Raw genomic sequence first — 26,202 nt, 5'->3', positions numbered from 1 at the left:
GAGCAAGCAATGGATATCAATGCTTTGAGAATCGCAGTGACCGTGCTGTCGCTGCTGGTGTTCCTTGCAATCGTGGCCTGGGCATACTCCGGTCGCAACAAGGCACGCTTCGATGAATTGGCAGGCATGGCGCTGCAAGATGAAGCCGATGGGAGGCCTCAATGAGTGATTTTTTCTCTGATGGTTGGTCCTTGTTCGTGGCCGGTGTCACGATCCTGGGTCTGGTGTTTTGTATTGTTCTGCTGCTGATCGCGGCGCGTCACCGCGTCATGGCCAGCGACAACAGTACGGGCCATGTCTGGGACGAAGACCTGCGCGAGATGAACAACCCGCTGCCGCGTTGGTGGGCGATTTTGTTCGTGCTGACGGTGGTGTTTTCCGGCGTCTATCTGGCCATGTATCCCGGCCTGGGTTCGAACAAAGGCTCGCTGGCCTGGAGCAGCACGGGCCAATATGACGCCGAGCAAAAGGCGGCTCATGAGGCCATGACCAAGGTCTATGCCGATTTCCAAGGCAAGACGGCCGAGCAGCTGACGCAGATGCCACCCGCGATGGCGATCGGTGAGCGTTTGTTCGCCAATAACTGCGCCGGTTGCCACGGTTCAGACGCCAAGGGCAGCAAGGGTTTCCCGAACCTGACCGACGGTGACTGGCTGTATGGCGGTGAGCCTGAAACCATCGTCAAGACCATCACCGAAGGTCGCAATGGCGTGATGCCTCCGATGGCTGCAGCAGTGGGTGGCCCGGAAGATGTCAAGAACGTGGCCAACTATGTGCTGAGCCTGTCGGGCAGCGCACATAACGCCATCGCCGCACAGCTGGGTAAATCCAAGTTTGGCGCTTGCGCAGCCTGCCACGGCGCGGACGGCAAGGGCAACCAGGCCTTGGGCGCGCCCAACCTGACCGACAAGATCTGGCTGCACGGCTGGGGCGAAGAGGCCGTGATCAATATGATCAACAACGGCAAGAACAATATGATGCCGGCCCACGGCACCCGCTTGAGCGCCGAGCAGATCAATGTTTTGGGTGCTTATGTGTGGGGCTTGTCGCGCGGTGCTTCGTCGACGACGGCGCAGGCTCGTTGAGGTTGATGGCTGTTGAATGACTGATATTGCGTCGAAGCAGCGCGGTACCGCCGCGCTGTCCAAACCCGGTCCCGATGGCGATGCGGTGATCGAAATCGTGTCGCTTTATGCGGCACAGAAGAAAATCTATCCGCGCGCCGTCAGCGGCCTTTTCGCCAGCTGGCGTTGGGGCTTGGTTTGGTTCACGCAGCTGTTGTTTTACGGCCTGCCCTGGCTGGATTGGAATTCGCGCCAAGCGGTGCTGTTCGATCTGGCCAGCCGCCGTTTCTATATCTTCGGCTTGGTCCTGTATCCGCAGGACTTCATTTACCTGACGGGCCTGCTGCTGATCTCAGCCTACGGTCTGTTCTTGTTTACCGCCGTGGCTGGGCGGCTCTGGTGTGGGTTTGCCTGTCCGCAGACGGTCTACACCGAGATTTATATGTGGATCGAGAAACAGTTTGAAGGCGACCGTCAGGCTCGCATCAAGCTGGACAACGGTCCCTGGAATTTCAACAAACTCTGGCGCAAGAGTGGCAAGCAGTTCACTTGGATCGCGCTGGGTTTGTGGACTGGTTTCAGCTTCGTCGGCTACTTCACGCCGATCAAGCAACTTTGGGCCGAGGCCTTCACCTTGGGCTTTGGGCCCTGGGAATGGTTCTGGGTCCTGTTCTACGGTTTTGCCACCTACGGCAATGCAGGCTATATGCGTGAGCAGGTCTGCAAATACATGTGTCCTTATGCGCGCTTTCAAAGCGCCATGTTCGACAAGGACACCTTGATCATCAGCTACGACGCTGAACGCGGTGAACCGCGTGGTTCGCGTAGCAAAAAAGCCAGTGCAGATGAGATCAAAGCCCAGGGCCTGGGCTCCTGCATTGACTGCACCTTGTGTGTCCAGGTGTGCCCGACCGGTATCGACATCCGCAAGGGCCTGCAGTATGAGTGCATTGGCTGTGCGGCTTGTGTCGACGTCTGTGATGGCGTGATGGACAAGATGAATTACCCGCGCGGTCTGATTCGGTATGACACGCAAAATGGCCTGGCCCAACACCTGAGCAAGGCGCAGAAACTGCGTCGCATGTTCCGCCCGCGGGTGGTTTTGTACAGCGTGGTGTTGGTGGTTCTGTGCTCGGCTTTGCTCGGCAGTTTGTTGTTCTTGCGCAGCCCGGTGAAGCTCGATGTGGTGCGGGATCGCGGCGTGATGGCGCGTCTGGTGGAGGATGGCTATATCGAGAATCTGTACCGCCTGCAGGTCATGAACGCCTCCGAGCAGGTTCGCAGTTACACCATCACGGTCAGTGGCATGGAGCAACTCGCCCTGGCCAAGCCAGTTGAAATGACGGTGCAGCCCGCGGAAGCGCGTTGGGTCTCGGTGGCGCTGCGGGTGCCGCCCGAGGTGGCCGCCAAGGCCGGTACCGGCGCCCATGCCATCAAGTTCCAATTGAATGGCGCCGAAGTGGCGGGCTCTGTCTCGAAGGCGGGGCTGGCCTTGGAAGAAAAATCAACCTTTGTGGTGCCGCGCTAAGCTGGCGGTGCTAAGTTAATGAATCGCGGCGACGGAGACAAATGATCATGAGTACGCAAGACAAGAGCACGCAGACCTTGGCTGCTTCGGAAGGCCGCAAGTCCAAGTCCTGGTGGCGTGAGCCGATGATGTGGCTGGTGGTGGGTGGACCGAGCCTGGTGGTGGTGGCCAGTTTTGCCACCTTGAGCCTGGCCCTGAGTCATCCCGATCCGGTTCTGCAGGAGCAGGTGGTCAGCAGCAAGGCCAGCGGTACCAAGGCCATGTTGCCCGCGCGTGAGGCTCGCAACCACGCCGCCACAGGTGGGCAATGAATTCGCCGATCGGCTCTCCCTCCGCCGATCTGCCTGAGGCGCAAGGCGACGGTAGCAGCCGTCTGAGCCGCATGGCCATGGCGGTGATCTGGCCATCTTTCCTGATGGCGGGGGTGGTGGAGGCCTTGGTGTTTGCCGTGGTCGACCCGAGCGATCTGACCTGGTTTGGCGGGGCGCCAATGGACTTGCCTAGGCAAGCCATCTATACCTTGAGTTTCCTGCTGTTCTGGCTGGTCATTGGGCTGAGCTCCAGCCTGAGCTTGCTGCTGGCTGACCTGCCGAATCAGCCCGAGAACCCGCATCCGCGGGCTTGGCCGCGTTGAACCTAGCGTCTAGGTTTGCAGCAGGAGGCGAGCGAACAGTTTTGCGCGAGCGCAGGGGGGGGCAGGGCGTACGGGGGGCAGGGCGCCGTGACCGGCTTTCCTCCCCCAGCACAGACCTCGGCCTAGTTTGGTTCAGCAGGCTGTACTGTTGACCAGCTTTTGCAGGCCCGCTTGATCCAGGATGCGCAGATGACGCTGCTTCACTTCCAGCAGCCCTTCATCCTGGAACTTAGAGAAGGTGCGGCTGACGGTCTCCAGCTTCAAGCCCAGATAGCTACCAATCTCTTCGCGCGTCATGCGCAGCACCAGCGCTGCGGAGGAGAATCCGCGTGCCTGCAGGCGTTGCGTCAGGTTCAGCAAAAACGCGGCCAGACGCTCCTCGGCCCGCATGCTGCCCAGCAGCAACATCACGCCGTGGTCACGCACGATTTCGCGGCTCATGATCTTGTGGAACTGACGCTGCAGGTCGGTGAACTCGCGTGACAGCTCTTCCAACTGTTCGTAGGGAATCACGCAGACCGAAGAGTCCTCCAGGGCCACCGCGTCGCAGCTGTGGCGGTCGGTGCTGATCCCGTCCAGGCCCAGCAGTTCACCGGCCATCTGGAAGCCGGTCACCTGATCGCGGCCGTCTTCGGAGGCAACACAGGTTTTGAAAAAGCCGGTGCGCACTGCGTACAAAGATTGAAAACTGTCGCCACTGCGAAACAGGGTGTCACCGCGGCTGACTTGGCGGCGGGTGGCGACCAGTTTGTCGAGTTGAGCCAAATCATCCGAATGCAGGCCCACGGGCAGGCACAGTTCGCGCAAATTGCAGCTCGAACAGGCAACCTTCAGGGGTTCGATCTTGATCGGTAGCGTGGCGTTCATCATGGGCCTTGTTTCGATCCGGCTGGCGTGCCGGCTGACGGCTTCGTCGTGGCGTGAGCGCTCCGACGAGTCCTTGGAGAGTTGCGAAGTTTTGACGGGCATGAGCATGATGTACCTCAAACGTTGCCGCATTGTTGGTGCGAACAAGCGTGGGAAGCTTGATCCTGATCAAGTCGGGTGGCCAAAGCCTTGGCACAGTGTGCGCCATGGTACAGAACATTCAAGCCGCCCCCGCTTCGACCTCTTCGACGGCCACCCCTAATATCAACGAGGATCTGTTGCGTCGGTTCGACGTGTCCGGCCCGCGTTACACCTCTTACCCCACCGCCGATCGATTTGTGGAGGCCTTCACGGCCACCCAGTATGAGCAGGCGCTTGCGCAGCGGGCCAGTGGCTCGCTGGTGGGTGGGGCTTCGCCCTTGTCGCTGTACCTGCACATTCCTTTTTGTGAGTCGGTTTGTTATTACTGCGCCTGCAACAAGGTCATCACCAAGCATCATGACAAGGCCGCCGAGTACCTCGAAGCCCTGATCATCGAGATGGACCTGACGCTGGCTCATCTGGGTCGCGGTGCTTCGGTGTCTCAACTGCATCTGGGTGGCGGTTCGCCGACTTTTTTGAGCGATGCCGAGTTGACCCTGCTGATGCAGGCGCTGCGCGAGCGCTTCAAGGTGGCGCCGGGGGCCGAGGTGTCGATCGAGGTTGATCCGCGCACCGTCACGAACGAGCGACTGCGCCACTTGCGTGAACTCGGCTTCAATCGCCTCAGCTTCGGCGTGCAGGATTTCGATGCCGATGTGCAAAAGGCGGTGCACCGAATTCAAAGTTACGAAAGCGTCGAGGCCTTGATGCGCGCCTCGCGCGAGTTGGGCTTTGAGTCCACCAATGTGGACTTGATCTACGGTCTGCCATTGCAAACGCCGGAGTCTTTTGCGCGCACGATTGCGCAGGTGGGGGCCTTGAAGCCGGATCGGATCGCGCTCTATGGCTATGCCCACTTGCCGCAACGCTTCAAGCCGCAGCGCCGGATTGATTCGACGCAGTTGCCGCCGGCCGCAGACAAGGTGGCGATGCTGGCTGGAGCCATTGCGGGCTTCGAGACCCATGGCTACAGCTATATCGGCATGGATCACTTTGCGCTGTCGACCGATTCGCTGGCCGTGGCCAAGCGCCAGGGCCGTTTGCACCGGAATTTCCAGGGCTACAGCACGCAGTCCGATTGTGATTTGGTCGCGCTGGGCGTGTCGGCCATTGGCCGTGTCGGCGCCTGCTACAGCCAAAACGCCAAGACTTTGGATGAGTATTACGACGCCTTGCGCCAGGGGCAATTGCCGGTCAATCGCGGCCTTGCCTTGACCCGTGACGATATCGTGCGTCGTGCCGTCATCATGGCCTTGATGTGCCAAGGGCGGCTCGAGTTCGAGTCGATTTCCTTGGCGCATCTGGTCGACGTCAAAGACTACTTCAGGCCCGAGTTGGAACGCATGGCGGAGCTGGCCGAACAGGGCTTGGTCACCATTGAGCCCGATGCGATCCAAGTCACGCCGATGGGTTGGTACTTTGTGCGCGCGGTAGCCATGGTGTTTGACCGTTATCTGCAAGCCGACCGGAGCCGCGAGCGATTCTCTAGAATCATCTGATGCTTGATGTCGCACTCGCCGGCTCGGCCCTGATGATGGGCCTGGCCGGCACACCTCATTGTTTGGCCATGTGCGGCGCCTCCTGCGCCGCGGCCGGTGGGCGAGCGCCCTATGCTTTTCAATTCGGGCGTCTGTTGGGTTACAGCCTTGCCGGCGCACTAGCGGCCGGCAGCATGCAGGTCTTGAGTCAGTTGGGTCAGTCCACGGCCCTGTTGCGGCCGCTGTGGGTTTTGGTTCAGGTGGCGGCTTTTCTGTTGGGCATGGCCCTGTTGTTGCGCGGGCGCCAACCTGCGTGGCTTGAGCGCCTGGGGCAAGATGTCTCTCGGCAAGTTGAAGTGCCGGTAAGTGAGCTGCGGCGTGGTGGGGTCAGCATGGCAGGGTCTCGGCGCGTCGCGGTCGCTGGCATGGTCGGAATGGCTTGGGTGGCCTGGCCTTGCGGCCTCTTGCACTCGGCCCTGTTGCTCTCTGCTTTGGCATCTGGCCCCGTCCAAGGCGGTTTGGTGATGTCTGCTTTTGCCTTGACTTCCGGCGCCGGACTGGCTTTGGGGCCCTGGTTGTTGAGTCGTCTGCGCCGGGGCGGCACTGACGGCGCCAGTGCTGTGCGCCTGTCGGTGCGACTCGGGGGACTGGGCTTGGCCTTGGGCTCGGGCTGGGCCTTGGGCCACGGTGTATGGGCTCAGGTGGTCGCGGTATGCGGACAGTGGGCCTGATTCGCGCCACGTGTTTTTCTAAGACTTATATAAGACTTGAGTTCGCGGAGGGCGCCGCTGACTTAGAATCAGCGCCCTAATCGTTCCACTCCTTGGGCCAGAAGATGGCCGATCTGGAAACCACATGACAACAACGCAGCCGACCATCATCTACACCCTGACCGACGAGGCCCCGCTGCTGGCGACGGCGTCGTTCCTGCCCATCGTGCAGGCCTTCACGGCGCCGGCAGGCGTTCGTGTCGAGACCAGCGATATTTCCGTGGCGGGCCGCATCCTGGGTCAGTTCCCGGAATTCCTGAGTGAGGAGCAGCGTCAGCCCGACCGCCTGTCCGAGTTGGGCAAGCTGACCCTGAAGCCGGAAGCCAACATCATCAAGCTGCCCAATATCAGCGCTTCGGTGGCGCAGCTGAAGGCGGCGATCAAGGAACTGCAAGGCAAGGGCTACCCGATCCCGGACTATCCGGAAAGCCCCAAGACCGACGAAGAAAAAGACATCCGCGCCCGCTACGGCAAGTGCATCGGCAGCGCGGTGAACCCGGTGCTGCGTGAAGGCAACTCCGACCGCCGCGCGCCCAAGGCCGTCAAGGAATACGCCCGCAAGAACCCGCACAGCATGGCCGATTGGAGCCAGGCTTCGCGCTCGCATGTCTCGCACATGCATGGCGGCGACTTCTATCACGGCGAAAAGTCCATGACCTTGGACCGTGCCCGCAACGTCAAGATGGAGCTGATCACCAAGAGCGGTCAGACCATCGTGCTCAAGCCCAAGGTGGCCTTGCTAGACCGCGAGGTCATCGACAGCATGTACATGAGCAAGAAGGCGCTGCTGGATTTCTATGAAAAGGAAATCGAAGACGCGCGCCAGACGGGCGTGATGTTCTCGCTGCACGTCAAGGCCACGATGATGAAGGTCTCGCACCCCATCGTCTTCGGCCACTGCGTGAAGATCTTCTACCGCGAGGCTTTCGACAAGCACGGCAAGCTGTTTGAAGAACTGGGCATCAACGTCAACAACGGCATGGTCGATCTGTACAACAAGATCGCCACGCTGCCTCAGAGCAAGCAAGACGAGATCAAGCGCGATCTGCATGCCTGCCACGAGCACCGCCCCGAGCTGGCCATGGTGGACTCGGCCAAGGGCATCACCAATTTCCATTCGCCCAACGACATCATCGTTGACGCTTCAATGCCGGCCATGATCCGCAACGGCGGCAAGATGTGGGGCGCCGATGGCCGCTTGAAGGACGTCAAGGCCGTGATGCCGGAGTCGACCTTCGCCCGCATCTATCAGGAGATGATCAACTTCTGCAAGTGGCACGGTGCCTTCGATCCCAAGACCATGGGCACGGTGCCCAATGTCGGCTTGATGGCTCAGCAGGCCGAAGAGTACGGCTCGCATGACAAGACTTTCGAGATCTCGGAAGACGGCGTGGCCAATATCACCGATCTGGACACCGGCGAAGTGCTGATGAGCCAGGACGTGGAGCAGGGCGACATCTGGCGCATGTGCCAGTGCAAGGACGCCGCCATCCGTGACTGGGTCAAGCTGGCCGTCAACCGTGCTCGCAACTCCGGCATGCCGGTGGTGTTCTGGTTGGATCAGTACCGCCCGCACGAGGCGCAGCTGATCACCAAGGTCAAGATGTACCTGCACGAGCACAACACGGCCGGCCTGGACATCCAGATCATGAGCCAAGTGCGCGCCATGCGTTACACCCTGGAGCGCGTGATCCGCGGCTTGGACACCATCAGCGCCACCGGCAACATTTTGCGCGACTACCTGACCGACCTGTTCCCCATCATGGAACTCGGCACCTCGGCCAAGATGCTGTCCATCGTGCCCTTGATGGCGGGTGGCGGCATGTACGAGACCGGCGCGGGCGGCTCGGCGCCTAAGCATGTGCAGCAGCTGGTGGAAGAAAACCACCTGCGCTGGGACTCGCTGGGCGAGTTCTTGGCCCTGGCAGTCAGCCTGGAAGACTTGGGTCTGAAGAACAACAACCCCAAGGCCAAGCTGCTCGCCAAGACGCTGGACGCGGCAACAGGCCAACTGCTGGACAACAACAAGAACCCCAGCCCCAAGACCGGCCAGCTGGACAACCGCGGCAGCCAGTTCTACCTGTCCCTGTACTGGGCCCAGGCCTTGGCTGCGCAGACCGAGGATGCCGAGTTGGCCGCCAAGTTCGCGCCTCTGGCAAAGACTCTGGCCGAGAAAGAAGCCGTCATCGTCGCCGAATTGGCAGCGGTGCAAGGCAAGCCTGTTGATATCGGGGGTTACTACAAGCCCGATGCAAACAAGCTGGCTGAAGTGATGCGCCCCAGCGCCAGCTTCAATGCTGCTTTGGCAAGCGTGCTTGCCTGACTTTGAATCGGCCAAGAAGAATTTCGTTTGAAGTTCTTCCGTCTTTAAAACTTGGAAAGCCGGCGCCGAGCGTCGGCTTTTTTCATGGCTCATTGCTTGATTGAAAGTCGCTAGAATTTTCCGCATTTCGAGCGACGCCTTCTCGGCTATTTCCGGAGTACTTCTTCCATGTTCCAGCATATTCAGATCCCTGCGAAGGGCTCCAAAATCACCGTCAACGCTGACCACACATTGAGTGTGCCGGATCAGCCCATCATTCCCTACATCGAGGGTGATGGCACTGGCTTCGATATCACGCCGGTGATGCTCAAGGTGGTTGATGCGGCTGTGGCCAAGGCTTATGGCGGCAGCCGGCAGATTCACTGGATGGAGATCTTTGCCGGTGAGAAGGCGACCAAGGTGTACGGTCCAGACGTCTGGCTGCCGGCCGAGACCTTGGAGGCCTTGAAAGATTATGTGGTGTCCATCAAGGGCCCGTTGACCACGCCCGTGGGTGGCGGCATCCGTTCGCTGAACGTGGCCCTGCGTCAAGAGCTTGACCTTTATGTGTGCCTGCGCCCAGTGCGTTACTTCCCCGGTGTGCCTTCGCCGGTGAAAGAGCCGCACAAGACCGATATGGTGATCTTCCGTGAGAACTCGGAAGACATCTACGCCGGCATTGAGTTCGAAGCCCAAAGCGACAAGGCCAAGAAGCTGATCAAGTTCCTGCAAGAGGAAATGGGCGTCAAGAAGATCCGTTTCCCCGAGACTTCGGGTCTTGGCGTCAAGCCGGTGTCGATTGAGGGTACCGAGCGTCTGGTGCGCAAGGCCATTCAGTACGCCATCGACAATGACAAGCCCAGCGTCACCATCGTGCACAAGGGCAACATCATGAAGTACACGGAAGGCGGCTTCCGTGACTGGGCCTATGCATTGGCGCAAAAGGAGTTTGGCGCCGAGTTGATCGATGGCGGCCCCTGGTGTCGCCTGATCAGCCCGAAGAGCGGCAAGCCCATCACCATCAAGGACTCGATCGCCGACGCCTTCTTGCAGCAAATTCTGTTGCGTCCCGCCGAGTACTCGGTTATCGCGACGTTGAATCTGAACGGCGACTACGTGTCCGACGCGCTGGCCGCTCAGGTCGGTGGCATTGGCATCGCCCCGGGCGCCAATCTGAGCGATTCGATCGCGATGTTCGAAGCCACCCACGGCACCGCACCGAAGTACGCCGGCAAGGACTATGTGAACCCGGGCTCCGAAATCCTCTCGGCCGAAATGATGTTGCGCCACATGGGTTGGACGGAAGCTGCCGACCTCATCATCGAGTCGATGGGCAAGTCCATTCTGAGCAAGAAGGTCACTTATGACTTCGCCCGCCTGATGGACGGCGCGACCCAGGTGTCTTGCTCCGGCTTTGGCCAAGTCATGATCGACCATATGTGATCGCCGGGCGGTGCGTCTGCCGGTCTTCAATGGCCCATCAGAAGCGCTGCCTAAAGACAAAAGGCCCGCATGCAGCGGGCCTTTTCATTGATGCAGGCGAAAAACGATGCCGGCGCCCAAGGCTCTGAACTTAGGCGGCCGCAGTCATCTCCGCATGGGCTGCTTGCTGCATGGCCTCGATGGGCGTGATGTTCTGCGCCAACTGGCCTTTCGGGCCGTCGACCAGGTCGAAACTCACGCGCCCACCCTGTTGAAGGGTGCGAAAGCCCTCCATTTGGATGGCTGAAAAATGTGCGAACACATCGGCGCCTCCTGATTCCGGCTCGATAAAGCCAAAACCCTTAGCGTCGTTGAACCATTTGACTGTTCCTGAGGCCATTCCAGACTCCTTCCTCGATTCTGCTGTGCTTGCTTTGTTGTGCGGCGCTTGCTGCACGCGGCGCATTTTTGAATTGCGCCCAAGCTGTGTCAATTTGGGACCTGCCCGGATGGGGTCGACCCTGATGTGGTACCAGCGTGTGAAAAAAGCGCTGCCGGACGGCCAATTCAATGCTTGCAATTGCTGGCTTCGGCGCAAGATGCATCCGGTGGCCCCAGCGAGTCTCTGCGTCGCCGGCCCTCAGTCGATAGAATCAGGACATGCCAGATCTTCCCCGTCAACCACCCGTGCCACCGGCCGGACCGCCAGGTCGAGATGACTTCGATGGCACCACCACTGTCGAGCGCCTGACCCAGAAAACCGAGCCGCCTCGGCTGTACCAAGTTCTGCTTCTGAACGACGATTTCACGCCAATGGAATTTGTCGTGATGGTTTTGCAGGAATATTTCCGCCATGATCTGGATACAGCGACCCAGATCATGCTCAAAATCCACCACGATGGGCGTGGGGTCTGTGGCGTCTTCAGCAAGGACGTTGCAGCGACGAAAGTCGAGTTGGTGCTGGCAGCCGCAAGGCGGGCCGGCCATCCTTTGCAGTGCATTATGGAGGCCGCATGATTGCGCAAGAGCTTGAAGTTAGCCTGCACATGGCGTTCGTCGAAGCGCGCCAGCAGCGCCACGAGTTCATCACCGTCGAGCACTTGCTGATGGCTTTGTTGGACAACCCCTCCGCGGCCGAGGTGCTGCGCGCCTGTTCGGCCAATCTGGATGATTTGCGCAAGAGTTTGGCGCAGTTCATCAAGGAGAACACCCCCACCGTGGGCGGCGCCGACGAGGTGGATACCCAGCCGACGCTGGGCTTTCAGCGCGTGATTCAGCGCGCCATCATGCATGTGCAGTCGACCGGCAGCGGCAAGAAGGAAGTCACCGGCGCCAATGTGCTGGTGGCCATCTTCGGCGAGAAGGATTCGCACGCCGTGTACTACCTGCACCAGCAAGGCGTGACCCGTCTGGATGTGGTGAACTTCATTGCTCACGGCATCAAGAAGTCAGATCCGCCCGAGGCTCCGAAGGGGCAGGAGGGCGGCAGCGCCGCCGAGACCGAGCGCGAGGACGCCGAAGGTCAGGGCAAGGGTTCGCCGCTGGAGCAATTCACCCAGAACCTGAACCAACAAGCCAAGGACGGCAAGATCGATCCCTTGATCGGCCGCGAATTGGAAGTTGAGCGGGTGGTGCAGATTCTGTGCCGTCGCCGCAAGAACAACCCCTTGCTGGTGGGCGAGGCCGGTGTCGGCAAGACCGCCATCGCCGAGGGCTTGGCTTGGCGCATCACCGAGGGCGATGTGCCCGAGGTGCTGGCCGAAGCGGTGGTTTATTCGCTCGACATGGGTTCGCTGCTGGCGGGTACCAAGTACCGCGGAGACTTTGAGCAACGCCTGAAGGCGGTGCTGAAACAACTGAAGGATCAGCCGAACGCCATCCTGTTCATCGACGAAATCCACACGCTGATTGGTGCTGGTGCGGCCTCTGGCGGCACGCTGGATGCGAGCAATCTGCTCAAACCGGCCTTGTCCAGCGGTGCCATGAAGTGCATCGGTGCGACCACCTTCAGCGAGTACCGCGGCATCTTTGAGAAGGACGCGGCCCTGTCACGTCGTTTCCAAAAGGTCGATGTGGCTGAGCCTTCGGTCGAGCAGACGGTGGAAATTTTGAAGGGTCTGAAGTCGCGCTTTGAGGAGCATCACAGCGTCAAGTACGCGCTGGGTGCCCTGCAGGCTGCGGCCGAGTTGTCGGCCAAGTACATCAATGACCGCCATCTGCCGGACAAAGCTATCGATGTGATCGACGAAGCCGGAGCGGCCCAGCGCATCCTGCCCAAGAACAAGCAGAAGAAGACCATCACTCGCAACGAGGTCGAAGACATCGTCGCCAAGATCGCGCGTATCCCGCCGGCCTCGGTGTCCAGCGATGATCGCGGCAAGCTGAAGACCCTGGATCGCGATCTGAACAGCGTGGTGTTTGGCCAAGAACCGGCCATCGAGGCTCTGGCTGCTGCCATCAAGATGGCTCGCTCGGGTCTTGGCAAGCCGGACAAGCCGATTGGCAGCTTCCTGTTCAGCGGCCCCACTGGCGTCGGCAAGACCGAGGTGGCCAAGCAGTTGGCTTACATCCTGGGCATCGAGCTGATTCGCTTTGACATGTCAGAGTACATGGAGCGTCATGCCGTGAGCCGCCTGATCGGCGCGCCACCGGGCTATGTTGGCTTTGACCAAGGCGGATTGCTCACCGAGGCCATCACCAAGAAGCCGCATGCGGTGCTCTTGCTGGACGAAATCGAGAAGGCGCACCCGGATGTATTCAACGTGCTGCTGCAGGTGATGGACCATGGCTCGCTGACCGACAACAACGGCCGCAAGGCCGACTTCCGCAACGTCATCATCATCATGACGACCAATGCGGGCGCCGAGACGATGAACAAGTCGACCATTGGTTTCACCAACTCGCGCCAGCAAGGCGATGAGATGGGCGACATCAAACGCTTGTTCACGCCCGAGTTCCGTAATCGCCTGGATGCCATCGTCTCCTTCCGCGCGTTGGATGAAGAAATCATCATGCGCGTGGTCGACAAGTTCTTGCTGCAGCTGGAAAGTCAGTTGCAAGAGAAGAAGGTCGAGGTCACGTTCAGCGATGCCTTGCGCAAGCATCTGGCCAAGAAGGGCTTCGACCCGCTGATGGGCGCACGCCCGATGCAGCGCTTGATCCAGGACACGATCCGTCGTGCCTTGGCGGACGAATTGCTTTTCGGCCGTTTGGTCGAAGGCGGGCGCCTGAGCGTGGATGTGGACGAAGTCGGCGAGGTTCAGTTGGACATTCAGCCGCTGAAGGTTCGCGACAACAAGCCCAAGGCGGAGCCGGCCACGGCCAACTGATCTCGCGGCATGGCCGCAGCACCCTGAAGACAGGCCCGAGTGGCCTGTTTTTTATTGCCGAAGATCTTGTTGGAAAAAGCCCGCCAGCAGTTGGTACACAGCTGGGTGCGCGGCCCACAGTGCCTCGGGGGCCACGAAGAAAGCTTCGCTGGCGACCGCAAAAAACTCTTCCGGGCTCTCGCTGCCGTAAGCGTCGATGGGAGAGGGCAGGTCTTGCTCGACCCGTTCGCAGAAAGCCTGCCATTCCGCATTCAGCACCTGCAGCCATTGCTCGCGCGCAGCCATGTTTGGCAGGGGCGGGACGCCGTCGGCGAATCCGTCTCGCATATCGATGATGTGGGCGAACTCGTGGATCACCACATTGAAGACGCCGGCTTCATGGGGGTCCATGCTTGCGATATCGCCCTCGTCTTTGATGGCCGCCCAGGTCAGCATCAATGGCCCACCTTCCATGGCCTCGCCGGCAAGGGCCTCTTCATAAAAGTGAACGATGCCGTCTTCATCGACGATTTCACGTTGCGCCAGCACCTCATCGGCATGCATGACGATGCCAATAAAGCCCGAGTACCAGTCCAGGCCAAGTCGCAGCACGGGCAAACAGGCCTGGGCGGCCACGGCGACGGCCACTTCATCAGTGACCACAAAGCCGGCGGCGCCGTGAAACTCTTTCTCGGCCAGAAAGAGTGAACACAAGCGCCGCAGTTCTTGCTGGTCAGCCGGGCTGCGCCTGGCCAAAAAGGGGTAGCGCAGCAGCGTCAGTTGCCAAAGCGCATCGGGGATGGCGTGCCGGCGCAGGGCCTGGGCTTCACGGCGCTGTCGCCAGGACTCCCGGAGCCAATGCCACATCAGGCCAGAGCAATCCGGCGCAGACCGGCTTGTCGCAGTCGCAGCACATCGCCGCGCGGTGCTTCTTCAGACTCAAAGTCCCAGTCGCTCAGCACATGACGTTGCAGACCATCAGACAGTTGATGCGTGGTCGGGCGGTGGGTGTGGCCGTGAATCATGGCGGAGCATTGCGTGGCTTGGAGCCACTCCATACAAGCCTGGGTGTCCAGGTCGCTCCATTGTTCCTGCATCGCTTGCTGGTTCTGGCTGCCCTCGCGCATCTGCTGCGCCAAGGCGCGGCGCACAGGCAAGGGCTGAGCTAAGAACTGCTGCTGCCAAGTGCTGTTCCGCACTTGCGCTCGGAACGCTTGATAGGCCACGTCGGAGAGACAAAGCGCATCGCCGTGAGTCAACAGCCAGCGTTGCCCGAAAGCAATCAGCACGGTCGGGTCGCTTAGCGCTTGAATGCCGCAATCGGCCAGCATTTCCGGGCCCAGCAGAAAGTCTCGGTTGCCGGCCATAAAGGCCAGGTGCAGTCTTTGGCTGGCGCTGCGCAAGATCTCGACGCAGCGCAACTCAAAGGGGTCGAAGCGAGCGTCGTCGCCAACCCAGACCTCGAAGATGTCGCCCAGCAAGAAGATCGCGTCGGCGCTGGTTTCTTGCAGATGGCGCTCCAAGGCCGCCAAGGTGGCGGGGGTCTTCTCTGAGAGATGCAAGTCCGAAAGGAACTCGATGCGGCGCCATTCGGCCGGCGCCGTCAATTCATCAAAAGAGAGCAGGGGCGCAGCCAAATCGCTGGTGGATTTGGCTTGCCCCTTCAAGTCACCGGAAGAATCAGGCAAGTTCAACGGCGCGCTCGATCACCACATTCTCCAGCGGAACATCGTCGTGACCGCTGGCGCGACCGGTGCGAACCTTCTCGATCGCATCGACCACTTCCTTGCCGCTGACGACCTTGCCGAACACGGCATAGCCCCAGCCCGAAGGGGTTTCCGACTTGAAGTTCAAGAAACCGTTGTTGGTGGTGTTGATGAAGAACTGGGCCGAGGCCGAGTGCGGCGCGCTGGTGCGGGCCATGGCCAGGGTGTAGTGTTCGTTGGTCAGGCCGTTATTGGCCTCGTTCTTGATCTCGCCGGTGGTCGGCTTTTGCTTCATGCCGGCTTCAAAACCGCCGCCCTGGATCATGAAACCCTTGATGACGCGGTGGAAGACGGTGCCGTTGTAGTGGCCGCTGCGCACATAGGACAGGAAGTTCTCGGTCGTCACCGGTGCCTTGACGTCATCGAGTTCGATCACGATCAGGCCGTGGTTGGTATGCAGTTCGACGGTTTTGCTCATTTTTTGGTTTCCACAATGGCTTTGTTGATGATGATGGGGGTCAGCGGCACGTTTTGTTGACCGTTGCGATCGCCGACCGGTTGGGCGCGAATCTTGTCCACCACGTCCATGCCTTCGATGACTTGGCCGAACACGGCGTAGCCTTGGCCGTCGCGTGCGTTGTCAGCGTCAAGGAAGGCGTTGTCGACGGTGTTGATGAAGAATTGCGAGGTGGCCGAATTGGGGTCATTGGTGCGCGCCATCGCAATGCTGCCGCGCACGTTCAGCAGACCGTTGCGCGATTCCAGTGGAATCGGCGGCCGGGTCGGCAACTGCTTCATGTCCTTGGTGAATCCGCCGCCTTGGATCATGAAGTTCTCGATCACGCGGTGGAAGATCAGGCCGTTGTAATGGCCGGCCTTCACGTAGGCCAAGAAGTTGGCGGCGGATTTGGGGGCCTTCTCGGCATTCAGTGCAATGCGGATGTCGCCTTCACTGGTGCTCAGTTTGATGGTCTGCGCCTGGGCGCTGACCGACAGTGCGGCCAGGCTCAAGCTCAGGCCGCAATTCAGGGCGAGTTGGCGCAGCAGGTGCAGTGAGGACTTGTTTTGAGTTGCTTGCATGAGATCTCTTCTGGAACAACGGAGTTTCGAGGCGGAGCTTCAGGATGCAGAAAGCCGGATTGTCACTCAATCATTGCGGCGTCTGGCCGTCGCCACTGCTCGGGCCTTGTGGCAGGCTCAGCAAGTCCTGGGTCCGTTTGAGCTTTTGCTTCAGTGCCACCGACGGGGCGGTTTGAGCCTGCTGGGCGCGCTGAAAGGCGCGTGCGGCTAAGCGCAGCAGCACATCGCCTAGGTTCTCCTGAGCCTGTGCGTGCGTGGGTTGCAGCCTTAGCGCTTGCTCCAGGTCCTTTTGGGCCTGATCCAATTCACCACGGGCGGCGCGAATCACGGCCAGATTGTTATAGGGCTCGGCAATGTCCGGGTAGTCTTGCGTCAGCGCGGTGAAGAGTTCGATGGCCGCGGCCTGCTCCCCCAACTCCATGCGCATGACCCCGAGGGCAAACCGCAGCTTGAGTTCATTGGGCGTGACGGCGAGTGCTTTCTCGACCGTGGTCACGGCTTGGCTGCGTTGTCCGGCCAGCCATTGGCGTTGCGCGATGTCCAGTTCGGAGGCTTTGGCCAAGCTGGCGCCAAGGAGCAGGACCAGTGACAGCAGGCAGTGAATCGGCGTGGAGATTTTGCGGCTTTGCATCGGGATGGGTGGCTGTGGTCGGCGCCTTAGGTCGGCGGAAGAGGCGCCCGGTGCGGCCCGGGGGGAGGGTCATCGCGGAGGCGGGCGGCCCGGGCCAGCCGCTATACTGAGCGTCATTCTACGGCGCCCCGCCCGAAGTCGGACCGCTCGCGGATCTGGTGTCGGCGGCCGGTGCCGACGTCCTCCCAGTGAACCGCAGCTGATTGTTTCGATCTCGATCGCTGGAAACTCCAGAGTCCGCGATTCGCGCCGAAGCAAGCCCCAATAGCGCCATGTCCCTTCGCATCTACAACACCTTGAGCCGTTCGGTTCAGCCCTTCACGCCACTTGAGCCCGGTCATGCGCGCATGTATGTCTGCGGCATCACGATTTATGACCTCTGCCATGTCGGTCATGCGCGCATGATGGTGGCGTTTGATCTGGTCTATCGCTGGTTGCGGGCCAGTGGCTACAAGGTCAGCTATGTGCGCAACATCACCGACATCGATGACAAGATCATCCGTCGTGCGCTGGAGCGTGGTATCCCGATTCGGCAGTTGACCGAAGAGATGGTGCAGGCCATGCACGCGGATCTGGATGCCTTGGGCGTGGAGCGCCCGACCCATGAGCCGCGCGCCACCGAGTATGTGCCGCAGATGCTGTCGATGATTGGCAAGCTGGAAGGCAAGGGCCTCGCTTACCGCGCCAGCAATGGCGATGTGAATTATTCGGTGCGCGCCTTCCCCGGCTACGGCAAATTGTCGGGCCGGTCCCTGGATGATTTGCGCGCCGGCGAGCGCGTGGCGGTCGATGACGGCAAGCAAGATCCGCTCGACTTTGTGCTCTGGAAGGCGGCCAAGCCCGAAGAACCGGCCGATGCGAAGTTTGCCTCCGACTATGGGCCCGGCCGTCCGGGCTGGCATATCGAATGCTCGGCCATGGCCTGCGCCTTGCTGGGGCGGCAATTTGATTTGCATGGCGGCGGAGCGGATCTGCAGTTCCCCCACCATGAGAACGAAATCGCACAGAGTGAAGGTGCCAACGGCGTTGGCCCGGCGACGATTTGGGCGCACAACGGCCTGCTGAATGTCGACCACGTGAAGATGTCCAAGTCCTTGGGTAACTTCTTCACCATTCGCGAAGTGCTGCAGCGCTATGACGCCGAGACGCTGCGTTACTTCATGCTGCGCACGCATTACCGCAGCCCCTTCAATTTCAGTGACGTCAATCTGGACGACGCGCGCAATTCGCTGCGCCGTCTCTACACGGCCTTGGATGGTCTGGACCTCTCGGCCCAAGAGGCGGAGATCGATTGGGCGCATCCGCAGGCGGCCGCATTCCGTGCCGCCATGGACGATGACTTCAATACGCCCGGGGCGGTGGCGGTGCTGTTCGAGTTGGCCGCCGAGGTCAATCGCAGTCGTTCGCTCGCCGATGCCGCGCTGCTGAAGCGCCTGGCCGGTGTGCTGGGCTTTTTGCAGCAACTGCCGCGTGACTATTTGCAGGCCGGCAGCGGGCTCGATGAGTCTGCAATCGCTGCGCAAATCGATGCACGCGCAGCGGCCAAGGCCGCACGTGACTTTGCCGCTGCCGACCGCATCCGCGACGAGTTGTTGGCACAAGGCATTGCACTGAAGGATTCGCCCTCCGGCACGACTTGGACGCGGGCCTGACGTGGCGCGTTCATCGGCGACCGGGGTGACCCCGGACTATTGGGACGAGGCTTGCCGCCACTTGGTCAAGCGCGACCGGGTAATGAAGAAGTTGATCCCGCAGTTTGGCGAGGCCAGGCTGCAGGGGCGCAGTGACGCCTTCACCACGCTGGCTCGCTCCGTCATTGGCCAGCAAATCTCGGTCAAAACGGCTCAGGCCACCTGGGAAAAATTTGCCGGCTTGATGGTGGGCAGCTCGGCGCGGGTGCAGCCGGCGGCCGTGCTGGCTTTGCCCGAGGGAGCCTTGAAGGGCATTGGCTTGCCGCCACGCAAGATCGAGTATCTGAGCGACTTGGCGCAGCATTTCGAGGCCGGAGCGGTGCATGTGCGGCAATGGACGCAGATGGATGACGAGGCCATCATTGATGAGTTGGTGGCGATCCGCGGCATTGGCCGCTGGACGGCCGAAATGTTCCTGATTTTTCACTTGACGCGCCCGAATGTGTTGCCGCTGGATGACCCGAGGTTGATCAAGGGCATCAGCGAAAATTACTTCTCGGGTGAGCCGGTGTCGCGTGCCGAGGCGCGTGAATTGGGCGAGGCCTGGGCCCCTTACCGCTCGGTAGCCACATGGTACATTTGGCGTAGCCTCGATCCGCTCCCGGTGGAGTAGACATTCCCCCTCCTCGGGCGGCCACTTACAATGGGCTGTCTGATACAGGACCTTCCTCACTGAAAAAGAATCGCAGGATGAGCAAGAAACATTTCCTCGAATTCGAGCAGCCGATCGCCGAGCTCGAAACCAAGATTGAAGAGCTGCGCTACGTGCAAAGCGAGTCAGCGGTTGACATCTCCGAAGAGATCGACCGACTCAGCAAGAAAAGCCAGCAGCTGACCAAGGACGTCTACGCCAATGTGGCGCCGTGGCAGGTTTATCAGATCGCCCGACACCCGCAGCGTCCGCAAACCCTCGACTATTGCGCCGAGGTCTTCACCGAATTCCAAGAACTGCACGGCGACCGTCACTTCGCCGATGACGCGGCGATCGTTGGTGGTTTGGCTCGATTCAATGGCCAGCCCTGCATGGTCGTGGGTCACCAGCGGGGATCTGACGCCAAGGAGCGCACCTTGCGCAACTTTGGCATGCCGCGTCCCGAGGGCTATCGCAAGGCTTTGCGCTTGATGAAGCTGGCTGAGAAGTTTGGCCTGCCGGTTTTCACCATGATTGACACCATGGGTGCCTATCCCGGCATCGGTGCTGAAGAACGTGGTCAGTCCGAGGCGATTGGCCGCAATATCTTCGAGATGGCGCAGTTGGAAGTGCCCATCATCGCCACGGTGATCGGCGAGGGCGGCTCCGGTGGCGCGCTGGCCATTGGCGTTGCCGATCAGGTGTTGATGTTGCAGTTCTCGGCCTACTCGGTGATCTCGCCGGAAGGCTGCGCCTCGATTTTGTGGAAGTCTTCGGAGCGTGCGCCCGAAGCCGCCAGCGCCTTGGGCATTACCGCCCACCGCCTGAAGGCCATGGGTCTGGTCGACAAGATCGTCAATGAACCGGTGGGCGGCGCTCATCGTGACAATAAGCAGATGGCGTCCAACCTGAAGCGCGCGCTCGGCGAAGCTTTGCGCCAGGTCAGTGACCTGAAGCCGAAGGAACTGCTGGATCGTCGTTACGACCGCTTGCAGGCCTACGGCCGTTTTGGCGACACCAAGAGCCGCTGATCAGGCTTGAATCGTCCTTGAGTCGCTGTGTCGCCGTTGCTTACAGCGGTGGCCGCGACTCCACCGCACTTTTGCATGCGGTGGCTCATCAGGCCCAACGGCTGAACCAGGAGCAGGGCGCGGGCCTAGAGGTGCTGGCGCTGCATGTGCACCATGGGCTGAGCCCGCAAGCCGACGCTTGGCTATGGCATTGCCAAAACCAATGTGACGCCTGGGCCGAGAGTGGTCTTCCCCTTCGATTGCAAACCTGCCGCCTGAGCACAGCGCCCGCAGCGGCGCAAAGCGTTGAAGCCTGGGCGCGCGAGCAGCGTTATGCGGCTCTCAGTCGCATGGCTCGTGAGGGTTCTGCAAGCTTGATTCTGCTCGCCCACCATCGACGTGATCAGGCTGAAACCTTGTTGTTGCAGGCCTTGCGCGGCGCCGGTGTGGCAGGCTTGGCCGGCATGCCGATGCAGCAGTGGCGGGATGATGGGCTGTGCTGGGCGCGGCCCTGGCTGGACCTGCCGCGCGAGTCGGTACAGGCCTATGTTCGGCAGCACGCTTTGACGCACATCGAGGATGACAGCAATACCGACACGCGTTTCGCCCGTAACCGACTGCGTCTCGATGTGTGGCCGGCCTTGTTGGCGGCCTTCCCGCAGGCCGAGTTGAGTTTGGCGCGCTCAGCCACTTGGGCTCAGCAGGCTCTGGCCTTGCAGGACGAAGTGGCTGCAGAGGATCTGCAGCGTCTGTCAGACGGGCAGTCGGGCTTGGCTGTCCAAGGCTTGCTCGGCCTTAGTGCCGTGCGAGCACGGAATGCCTTGCGTGCCTGGTTGGCCGAGCAGACCGGGCGGCCGGCACCATCCAGTCTGGTACTCCGTTTGGAGCGCGAGTTAGGTCAGGGCGATGTGGCGACCTGGCCCTATGCAGACGGGGTTTTGCGCTTGTACCGAGGGCGTTTGAGTTGGCAGCGCAAGGCTCCCGAGGCTGCAGCCGAGTCGGCGAAGGCAATGAAGTCTGTCTCGATCGATCTTTCCGCGCCGGGCCGCTATCCTCAAGCCGAGTGGGGGGGGGCTTGGCTGCTTGAGGAGACGATGGGGACGGGTGTCGATCCGAAGCGCCTGCGTGCAGTGCTGATGCGTTCGCGCAGCGGTGGTGAGCAGTTTCAGCGTGCACCGAACAGTTGCCCGCGCAGCCTCAAGAAGGCCTATCAGGAAGCCGGTGTTCCGAGCTGGCTTCGACAGGGACCGCTGTTGTTCGTCGATGCTGAGTTGCTGTATGTGCCGGGGCTTGGCCTGGATGCCAGGCAGCTCACCGCGCCGGGTGAGCCCGCTTATAAGCTGAGCTGGGTGCCCGATTCCAAGCAGTTTTCGTAACTCGATTGATCGTCATAATGCTGCAATGCAGCAGCTAGAATCGAAGGCTGCGACCGCGGCGCATCACCCGACCGGGATCTTGACCCCCGCGCAAAAACTCTTCCTATGGCCTTGATTGTTCACAAGTACGGCGGCACCTCGATGGGGTCGACCGAGCGCATTCGAAATGTTGCCAAGCGCGTCGCCAAATGGGCGCGTGCGGGCCATCAAATGGTGGTCGTGCCTTCGGCCATGAGCGGCGAAACCAACCGTTTGCTGGGCTTGGCCAAAGAGCTGTCTCCCGCCGTGGGCAGCGCTGAGCTGAACCGGGAACTCGACATGATTGCCGCCACCGGCGAGCAGGTGTCGGTGGGGCTGCTGGCGATTGCTTTGCAAGCCGAAGGCCTGGAGGCGGTCAGCTACACCGGCTGGCAAGTACCTGTCGCCACCGACTCCAGCTACACCAAGGCACGCATTGAGAGCATTGACGACACGCGCGTGCGCGCCGATTTGGACGCCGGCAAGGTTGTGGTCATTGCGGGCTTCCAAGGCATTGATGAAGACCACAACATCACGACCTTGGGGCGCGGCGGTTCCGACACCTCTGCCGTTGCGATTGCAGCCGCGATGAAGGCCGCCGAATGCTTGATTTACACCGATGTGGATGGTGTCTACACCACCGACCCGCGCATCGTGCCCGAGGCGCGTCGCCTGCACACCATCAGCTTTGAAGAAATGCTGGAGATGGCCTCGCTGGGTTCGAAGATTCTGCAAATCCGCTCGGTGGAGTTTGCGGGCAAATACCGGGTGCCCCTGCGTGTGCTGTCGAGCTTCACACCCTGGGATATCGCCATCGAAGAAGAGGCCAAGTCTGGCACGCTGATCAGTTTTGAAGAGGACGAGAAAATGGAACAAGCCGTCGTTTCGGGTATTGCCTTCAACCGCGATGAGGCCAAGGTGACGCTGCTGGGCGTGCCGGACAAGCCAGGCATTGCTTTCCAAATTCTGGGCCCGGTGGCCGATGCCAATATCGACATCGACGTCATCATCCAGAACGTCTCACACGACGGCAAGACCGACTTCAGCTTCACCGTGCACCGCAACGACTATGCGCGCACCATGGAGTTGCTGGAGAAGACCGTCGGCCCGGCGACTCAGGCCTCCAAGGTCATGGGTGATGCGCGCATCTGCAAGGTGTCCATCGTCGGCATCGGCATGCGCTCGCACGTGGGCGTGGCCTCCAAGATGTTCCGCGCGCTGAGCGAAGAGGGCATCAACATCCAGATGATCTCCACCAGCGAGATCAAGACCAGCGTCGTGATCGATGAGAAGTACATGGAGTTGGCCGTGCGTGCTTTGCACCGCGCCTTCGAATTGGAACAAATTTCTGCCTAAGTCTTGAAAGGCCTTGAAAACTTAGTATAGAATTCAAGGCTGCGCTGGAGTCGTGACCGAGTGGCCGAAGGTGCTCCCCTGCTAAGGGAGTATGTGGGCAAAACCTGCATCGAGAGTTCGAATCTCTCCGACTCCGCCAAGTAATGCGAAACCCTTGATCTGCAAGAGAAATCTTGTGAATCAAGGGTTTTTGCTTTGTGGCGAGCAGAAGCACAGCGGCTTCTTTTTGACGCTTGGCCTTGTTGGGTTGATCGTCCCGCTGGAGCGGCGGGAGTAGTCTTGATGCTGCTTGGCCTCGCCGTCAGGCTTTGCAGTTCGGCAAGTCGCCATCAAGGTGGCAGATCACCCGATTACGCCCCTCGGCCTTGGCCTGATACAGCGCCTGATCGGCGGCTTTGACTAAGCGCTCTGCCAATTGTTGGGGCTCGGCCTGGATGCGTTCGGCCGGCAACATGGCCAAACCCACCGAAACACTGGCCGTGATCACTTCTCCGCTGGGCAGGCTGAAGGGGCGCGCGGCAATGCTGGCGCGAATGCGTTCGGCGATCTCGCGCGCATGCTGCACAGGGGCTTGCGGCAGCAGCACCACGAACTCTTCGCCGCCGAAACGGGCAATGGTGTCGCCGGCTCGCAACTGGGCCTGGATGCTGTGGCCGATGGCGCGCAAGACGGCATCGCCGGCCGGGTGGCCGTAGCGGTCATTGATCGCCTTGAACCGATCCAGGTCCAGGAAGAGGCAGGCCAGGTCGTGTCGGTAGCGGCGCGCCTGGGCGATTTCGATCAGGCAGCGGTGCTCGAAGTAACGTCGGTTGTGTACGCCGGTTAAGGCGTCGGTGAGTCCGGCCAGCTTCAGGCGCTCCTGGTTGAAGGTGCTGTCCAGGCAGACCGACACAATGGCGCCCAGTCGTTCCAGCAGGGCGGTGCCGGCGGCGGACTCATAACGTTGCGCATCGACGCTGCCGAAATGAAGGCTGCCGATCAGTTCACCGTGACGGCTTAGAGGTAGCAGGGCAATCGACGCGATGGCTTCGTGGTGTTCCTGGCCGCGGAATAGCTTTCCATGCGTTTGCGCATTGAAGGGCCCCAGCCAGGGTTTGAGCAAGGGGTCGGCATGCAGGGCCAACAGGGGCGCATTGGTCTGCAGCAGGTGTAGGCCCTGCAGCGGCCCCTCGGCACCCAATTCGGCGTCGAGCATGCGGCTGGCCTCGTGTTCGCGGTCCAGCAGTGACAGTGCCACGCAGTCGATGCCAAAGGCCAGCTTGTACTCGCCCAATAGCAAGCGAACCAATTCCAGCAGCGAGCGGGTGGCGATCAGCTTGTGCTCCAACTGCTCGAAGCGGCGCATCTTCTGCTCGTTGTTACGCGCTTCGCGCAGCATGGTCTCGAGTTGCTGGCGTAAGGCCAAGTTTTCAGCCTGGATGTTGGCGTGGCGGTGCTGGGGATCGTCGCGGTCCATGCTGTGTCGCAAGAGGGGGAAGGCTCTGACTGTAGCGATAGTCTGACTCAGCTCTGTGGCTGGGCCGCTGCAAGCTCCTCGCGCAGCCGCATGTTTTCTTCTTTCAGCGCCTTGTTTTCGGCCGTCAAGTCGGCCACCGTGCTTTGCAGCAACTTCAGTTGCGCTTCGCGGTTACGTTCCTCGGCGCTCGCGGCGTTGTCGGCGCCTCCGTCGGCGGCCCCCTCTGCCGAGCCTTCGCTGCCGCTGTCTGCCTTGGCTGCGCGGCTGCCGGACTTGCTTTCACGCACCCGCTTGGCCGCCTGTTGCAGCTCCTTTTTGCCGCCGGCCACGGCAGCAACCTGTTCTTCTTTGTCTAGGCTGGCCACTGCTGCGGCGGCGTTGATCGAGATCGTGCCGGCCTTGACGGCTTCCACCAACTCGGGGGCTGCGCTTTTCTGGATCTTTTCGATCTGCACCACGGTATTGCTGCTGATGCGGGCGGCCTTGGCGATGGCCTCGCGGCTGGTCAGTGCTTCGGCTGCGGGTACGGCCGCGGCGGCATCGGCGTCGATGCTGCTCGGGAACTCGGTGCCGATGGCGGTGCCGGCCTCGGCCAGCGCTGCCACGGCAGCTTGCGCGCGCGCTGAGGTGATTTCTTTCTTGCGCAGGGCCAGAACCCCGCGCTGGAAGTCAGACACGCTGCGGCGTCCCAGATGCTGGTCGATCATCCACAGATGCACGTCTTCCATCGACTTGAAGCGGGTGTTCTGCACCGTGTTGAAGGGCAGGCCGTGTTTCTGGCAGATGCCGTAGCGGTTGTGGCCATCGACCAGGATCTCGCCCCACAGCACCAGGGCGTCGCGGCAGCCCTCGCTCAGAATGCTGCGCTCCAGCGCTTGGTGCTCGTCCGGTGTCAGGGGGTCGATATAGGCCTTCAGTTCTTCGAGGACGGTGATGTTCATGGGGGACGTAAGTGCGAGAAATGGACCCGGCCAGACGATGGCGGACAAGGGCAGGATGTAAGGGCGAGCGCAAGGGCAAGCGTGTGATGCTCATTTTATCGGTTGAGCCACTGTGTCCCGGGGCCGGGTCACGGGGACTTGCTGCCAGGCTCTGAATGCGGGCGTTTGCCGCTGTCCAGCCTGGGATATTGCGTGTCAAATTGTGACGGTTGTGCACCCAGCGCTTGGGGCTTGCGTTGAACCTACATACAGTGAATCGGTCTATTGAGACCTCAAAGGAGTTGGGCGATGAGCAAGAGAAAAATAGTTTGGGCTGCCTTGCTGTTGGGCCTCGGACAGTGGGCGTCGGCTCAAGCCGCCGATGTCGGGGTGTCGATCAATATCGGGCAGCCGGGGTTTTACGGCCATATCGATATCGGCAATGCGCCTCAGCCGCGCTTGATCTACGCGCAGCCGGTGTTGATTGAGCGGGTCCGGGTGCAGGGCGCGCCGATCTATTTGCGCGTGCCGCCTGGCCATGAGAGAGACTGGCGCAAGCACTGCAAGCATTACGACGCTTGCGGCCGGCCGGTCTACTTTGTGCGTGACGATTGGTACCGTGACGAGTACGTACCTCATTACGAGCGCAGCCGTGGCGAAGGTCGAGGGCGCGACCGCGACCGCGATGAGGACCACGATCGCGGCCACGGTCGCGACAAAGAGAAGCATGGCCGGGGCCATGGTCGGGATCGGGACTGAGTCCTCAGTACTGGCGCCCCAGCCCAAAGCGGCGCCGGCTCTCAGTGAACCCGC

Annotated in this window: 26 protein-coding genes and 1 tRNA gene; 18 read left to right on the top strand and 9 right to left on the bottom strand. The window is 60.9% G+C overall.

Translation table 11 applies throughout. The annotated features are described in order from the left end of the window. Nucleotides 1-9 precede the first annotated feature (9 nt). The 5 genes from WG899_RS06995 to WG899_RS06975 are packed head-to-tail and all read left to right on the top strand — an operon-like array spanning nucleotide 10 to nucleotide 3,226. Nucleotides 10-165, top strand: a complete 156-nt coding sequence (locus WG899_RS06995; protein WP_339594910.1) for a cbb3-type cytochrome oxidase subunit 3 — start codon at nucleotides 10-12, stop codon at nucleotides 163-165. Next, nucleotides 162-1,085, top strand: coding sequence for a cytochrome-c oxidase, cbb3-type subunit III (ccoP, locus tag WG899_RS06990; RefSeq protein ID WP_339594909.1), 924 nt, complete (start codon nucleotides 162-164; stop codon nucleotides 1,083-1,085). Before WG899_RS06995 ends, ccoP begins: the two co-directional genes overlap by 4 nt. A gap of 16 nt (nucleotides 1,086-1,101) precedes the next feature. Then, the gene (gene ccoG / locus WG899_RS06985) at nucleotides 1,102-2,592 is read left to right on the top strand and encodes a cytochrome c oxidase accessory protein CcoG (protein ID WP_339594908.1); all 1,491 of its coding nucleotides are present in this window, start codon (nucleotides 1,102-1,104) and stop codon (nucleotides 2,590-2,592) included. A 47-nt stretch (nucleotides 2,593-2,639) separates the two neighbouring features. Further along, complete coding sequence (locus tag WG899_RS06980) at nucleotides 2,640-2,903, top strand: hypothetical protein (protein ID WP_339594907.1); 264 nt, start codon at nucleotides 2,640-2,642, stop codon at nucleotides 2,901-2,903. Beyond that, nucleotides 2,900-3,226 (top strand): hypothetical protein, encoded by a 327-nt coding sequence (locus WG899_RS06975; RefSeq protein ID WP_339594906.1) that lies wholly within the window; start codon nucleotides 2,900-2,902, stop codon nucleotides 3,224-3,226. Before WG899_RS06980 ends, WG899_RS06975 begins: the two co-directional genes overlap by 4 nt. A gap of 132 nt (nucleotides 3,227-3,358) precedes the next feature. Here the strand turns inward: WG899_RS06975 and fnr are convergent, their stop codons facing one another. Then, the gene (gene fnr, locus WG899_RS06970) at nucleotides 3,359-4,096 is read right to left on the bottom strand and encodes a fumarate/nitrate reduction transcriptional regulator Fnr (protein ID WP_339595148.1); all 738 of its coding nucleotides are present in this window, start codon (nucleotides 4,094-4,096) and stop codon (nucleotides 3,359-3,361) included. 203 nt (nucleotides 4,097-4,299) lie between these two features. On the opposite strand from fnr, the gene hemN reads away from it, so the two are divergent. The 4 genes from hemN (at nucleotide 4,300) to icd (ending at nucleotide 10,227) form a co-directional block, all read left to right on the top strand. Further along, nucleotides 4,300-5,733, top strand: coding sequence for an oxygen-independent coproporphyrinogen III oxidase (gene hemN / locus WG899_RS06965; protein ID WP_339594905.1), 1,434 nt, complete (start codon nucleotides 4,300-4,302; stop codon nucleotides 5,731-5,733). Beyond that, nucleotides 5,733-6,443 carry a sulfite exporter TauE/SafE family protein gene (locus WG899_RS06960; protein WP_339594904.1) on the top strand — a complete coding sequence of 237 codons (711 nt, stop codon included), beginning with the start codon at nucleotides 5,733-5,735 and terminating at the stop codon, nucleotides 6,441-6,443. Before hemN ends, WG899_RS06960 begins: the two co-directional genes overlap by 1 nt. A 124-nt stretch (nucleotides 6,444-6,567) precedes the next feature. Continuing rightward, nucleotides 6,568-8,805, top strand: a complete 2,238-nt coding sequence (locus WG899_RS06955; RefSeq protein ID WP_339594903.1) for an NADP-dependent isocitrate dehydrogenase — start codon at nucleotides 6,568-6,570, stop codon at nucleotides 8,803-8,805. 168 nt (nucleotides 8,806-8,973) lie between these two features. Beyond that, nucleotides 8,974-10,227: an NADP-dependent isocitrate dehydrogenase gene (gene icd, locus WG899_RS06950; protein WP_339594902.1), complete on the top strand. Its 1,254-nt coding sequence runs from the start codon at nucleotides 8,974-8,976 to the stop codon at nucleotides 10,225-10,227. Between the two features lie 130 nt (nucleotides 10,228-10,357). Here icd and WG899_RS06945 read toward each other — a convergent pair whose 3' ends face one another. Beyond that, the gene (locus WG899_RS06945) at nucleotides 10,358-10,786 is read right to left on the bottom strand and encodes a cold-shock protein (RefSeq protein WP_339594901.1); all 429 of its coding nucleotides are present in this window, start codon (nucleotides 10,784-10,786) and stop codon (nucleotides 10,358-10,360) included. A gap of 80 nt (nucleotides 10,787-10,866) precedes the next feature. Here WG899_RS06945 and clpS point away from each other — a divergent pair, with 80 nt between their 5' ends. Further along, nucleotides 10,867-11,223, top strand: coding sequence for an ATP-dependent Clp protease adapter ClpS (clpS, locus tag WG899_RS06940; protein ID WP_339594900.1), 357 nt, complete (start codon nucleotides 10,867-10,869; stop codon nucleotides 11,221-11,223). Then, on the top strand, nucleotides 11,220-13,535 hold the full coding sequence (gene clpA, locus WG899_RS06935; RefSeq protein ID WP_339594899.1) for an ATP-dependent Clp protease ATP-binding subunit ClpA: 2,316 nt from the start codon (nucleotides 11,220-11,222) through the stop codon (nucleotides 13,533-13,535). Before clpS ends, clpA begins: the two co-directional genes overlap by 4 nt. A gap of 51 nt (nucleotides 13,536-13,586) precedes the next feature. On the opposite strand, the gene WG899_RS06930 is transcribed toward clpA, so the two are convergent. From WG899_RS06930 to WG899_RS06910, 5 genes are all read right to left on the bottom strand, one after another. Further along, a complete protein-coding gene (locus tag WG899_RS06930) occupies nucleotides 13,587-14,381 on the bottom strand; it encodes a M90 family metallopeptidase (RefSeq protein ID WP_339594898.1) in 795 nt (264 codons plus the stop codon). After that, the gene (locus tag WG899_RS06925) at nucleotides 14,381-15,202 is read right to left on the bottom strand and encodes a UDP-2,3-diacylglucosamine diphosphatase (RefSeq protein ID WP_339594897.1); all 822 of its coding nucleotides are present in this window, start codon (nucleotides 15,200-15,202) and stop codon (nucleotides 14,381-14,383) included. Before WG899_RS06925 ends, WG899_RS06930 begins: the two co-directional genes overlap by 1 nt. Further along, nucleotides 15,195-15,698, bottom strand: a complete 504-nt coding sequence (locus WG899_RS06920) for a peptidylprolyl isomerase (protein WP_339594896.1) — start codon at nucleotides 15,696-15,698, stop codon at nucleotides 15,195-15,197. Before WG899_RS06920 ends, WG899_RS06925 begins: the two co-directional genes overlap by 8 nt. Further along, nucleotides 15,695-16,264: a peptidylprolyl isomerase gene (locus WG899_RS06915; RefSeq protein ID WP_444718823.1), complete on the bottom strand. Its 570-nt coding sequence runs from the start codon at nucleotides 16,262-16,264 to the stop codon at nucleotides 15,695-15,697. Before WG899_RS06915 ends, WG899_RS06920 begins: the two co-directional genes overlap by 4 nt. A gap of 106 nt (nucleotides 16,265-16,370) precedes the next feature. Then, nucleotides 16,371-16,931 carry a tetratricopeptide repeat protein gene (locus WG899_RS06910; protein ID WP_339594894.1) on the bottom strand — a complete coding sequence of 187 codons (561 nt, stop codon included), beginning with the start codon at nucleotides 16,929-16,931 and terminating at the stop codon, nucleotides 16,371-16,373. A 272-nt stretch (nucleotides 16,932-17,203) separates the two neighbouring features. On the opposite strand from WG899_RS06910, the gene cysS reads away from it, so the two are divergent. From cysS to WG899_RS06880, 6 genes are all read left to right on the top strand, one after another. Beyond that, nucleotides 17,204-18,583 carry a cysteine--tRNA ligase gene (cysS, locus tag WG899_RS06905; protein ID WP_339594893.1) on the top strand — a complete coding sequence of 460 codons (1,380 nt, stop codon included), beginning with the start codon at nucleotides 17,204-17,206 and terminating at the stop codon, nucleotides 18,581-18,583. Nucleotide 18,584: 1 nt separating this feature from the next. Further along, nucleotides 18,585-19,235, top strand: a complete 651-nt coding sequence (locus WG899_RS06900) for a DNA-3-methyladenine glycosylase family protein (RefSeq protein ID WP_339594892.1) — start codon at nucleotides 18,585-18,587, stop codon at nucleotides 19,233-19,235. A gap of 77 nt (nucleotides 19,236-19,312) precedes the next feature. Then, a complete protein-coding gene (locus WG899_RS06895) occupies nucleotides 19,313-20,284 on the top strand; it encodes an acetyl-CoA carboxylase carboxyltransferase subunit alpha (protein WP_339594891.1) in 972 nt (323 codons plus the stop codon). Between the two features lie 17 nt (nucleotides 20,285-20,301). Further along, nucleotides 20,302-21,639 carry a tRNA lysidine(34) synthetase TilS gene (gene tilS, locus WG899_RS06890; protein ID WP_339594890.1) on the top strand — a complete coding sequence of 446 codons (1,338 nt, stop codon included), beginning with the start codon at nucleotides 20,302-20,304 and terminating at the stop codon, nucleotides 21,637-21,639. A gap of 105 nt (nucleotides 21,640-21,744) precedes the next feature. After that, on the top strand, nucleotides 21,745-23,013 hold the full coding sequence (locus tag WG899_RS06885) for an aspartate kinase (protein WP_339594889.1): 1,269 nt from the start codon (nucleotides 21,745-21,747) through the stop codon (nucleotides 23,011-23,013). Between the two features lie 46 nt (nucleotides 23,014-23,059). After that, nucleotides 23,060-23,152, top strand: a tRNA-Ser gene (locus tag WG899_RS06880). Between the two features lie 162 nt (nucleotides 23,153-23,314). Here WG899_RS06880 and WG899_RS06875 read toward each other — a convergent pair. Next, nucleotides 23,315-24,469 (bottom strand): DUF484 family protein, encoded by a 1,155-nt coding sequence (locus WG899_RS06875; RefSeq protein WP_339594888.1) that lies wholly within the window; start codon nucleotides 24,467-24,469, stop codon nucleotides 23,315-23,317. A gap of 47 nt (nucleotides 24,470-24,516) precedes the next feature. Continuing rightward, the gene (locus WG899_RS06870; protein ID WP_339594887.1) at nucleotides 24,517-25,410 is read right to left on the bottom strand and encodes a plasmid replication/partition related protein; all 894 of its coding nucleotides are present in this window, start codon (nucleotides 25,408-25,410) and stop codon (nucleotides 24,517-24,519) included. 288 nt (nucleotides 25,411-25,698) lie between these two features. Here WG899_RS06870 and WG899_RS06865 point away from each other — a divergent pair, with 288 nt between their 5' ends. Further along, the gene (locus WG899_RS06865) at nucleotides 25,699-26,148 is read left to right on the top strand and encodes a hypothetical protein (RefSeq protein WP_339594886.1); all 450 of its coding nucleotides are present in this window, start codon (nucleotides 25,699-25,701) and stop codon (nucleotides 26,146-26,148) included. Nucleotides 26,149-26,202: the final 54 nt, after the last annotated feature.

This window comes from Paucibacter hankyongi, from assembly GCF_037482915.1.
In the GTDB taxonomy this organism is placed as follows: domain Bacteria; phylum Pseudomonadota; class Gammaproteobacteria; order Burkholderiales; family Burkholderiaceae_C; genus Paucibacter_A; species Paucibacter_A hankyongi.
This window is presented reverse-complemented; position numbering and strand designations above follow the sequence as displayed.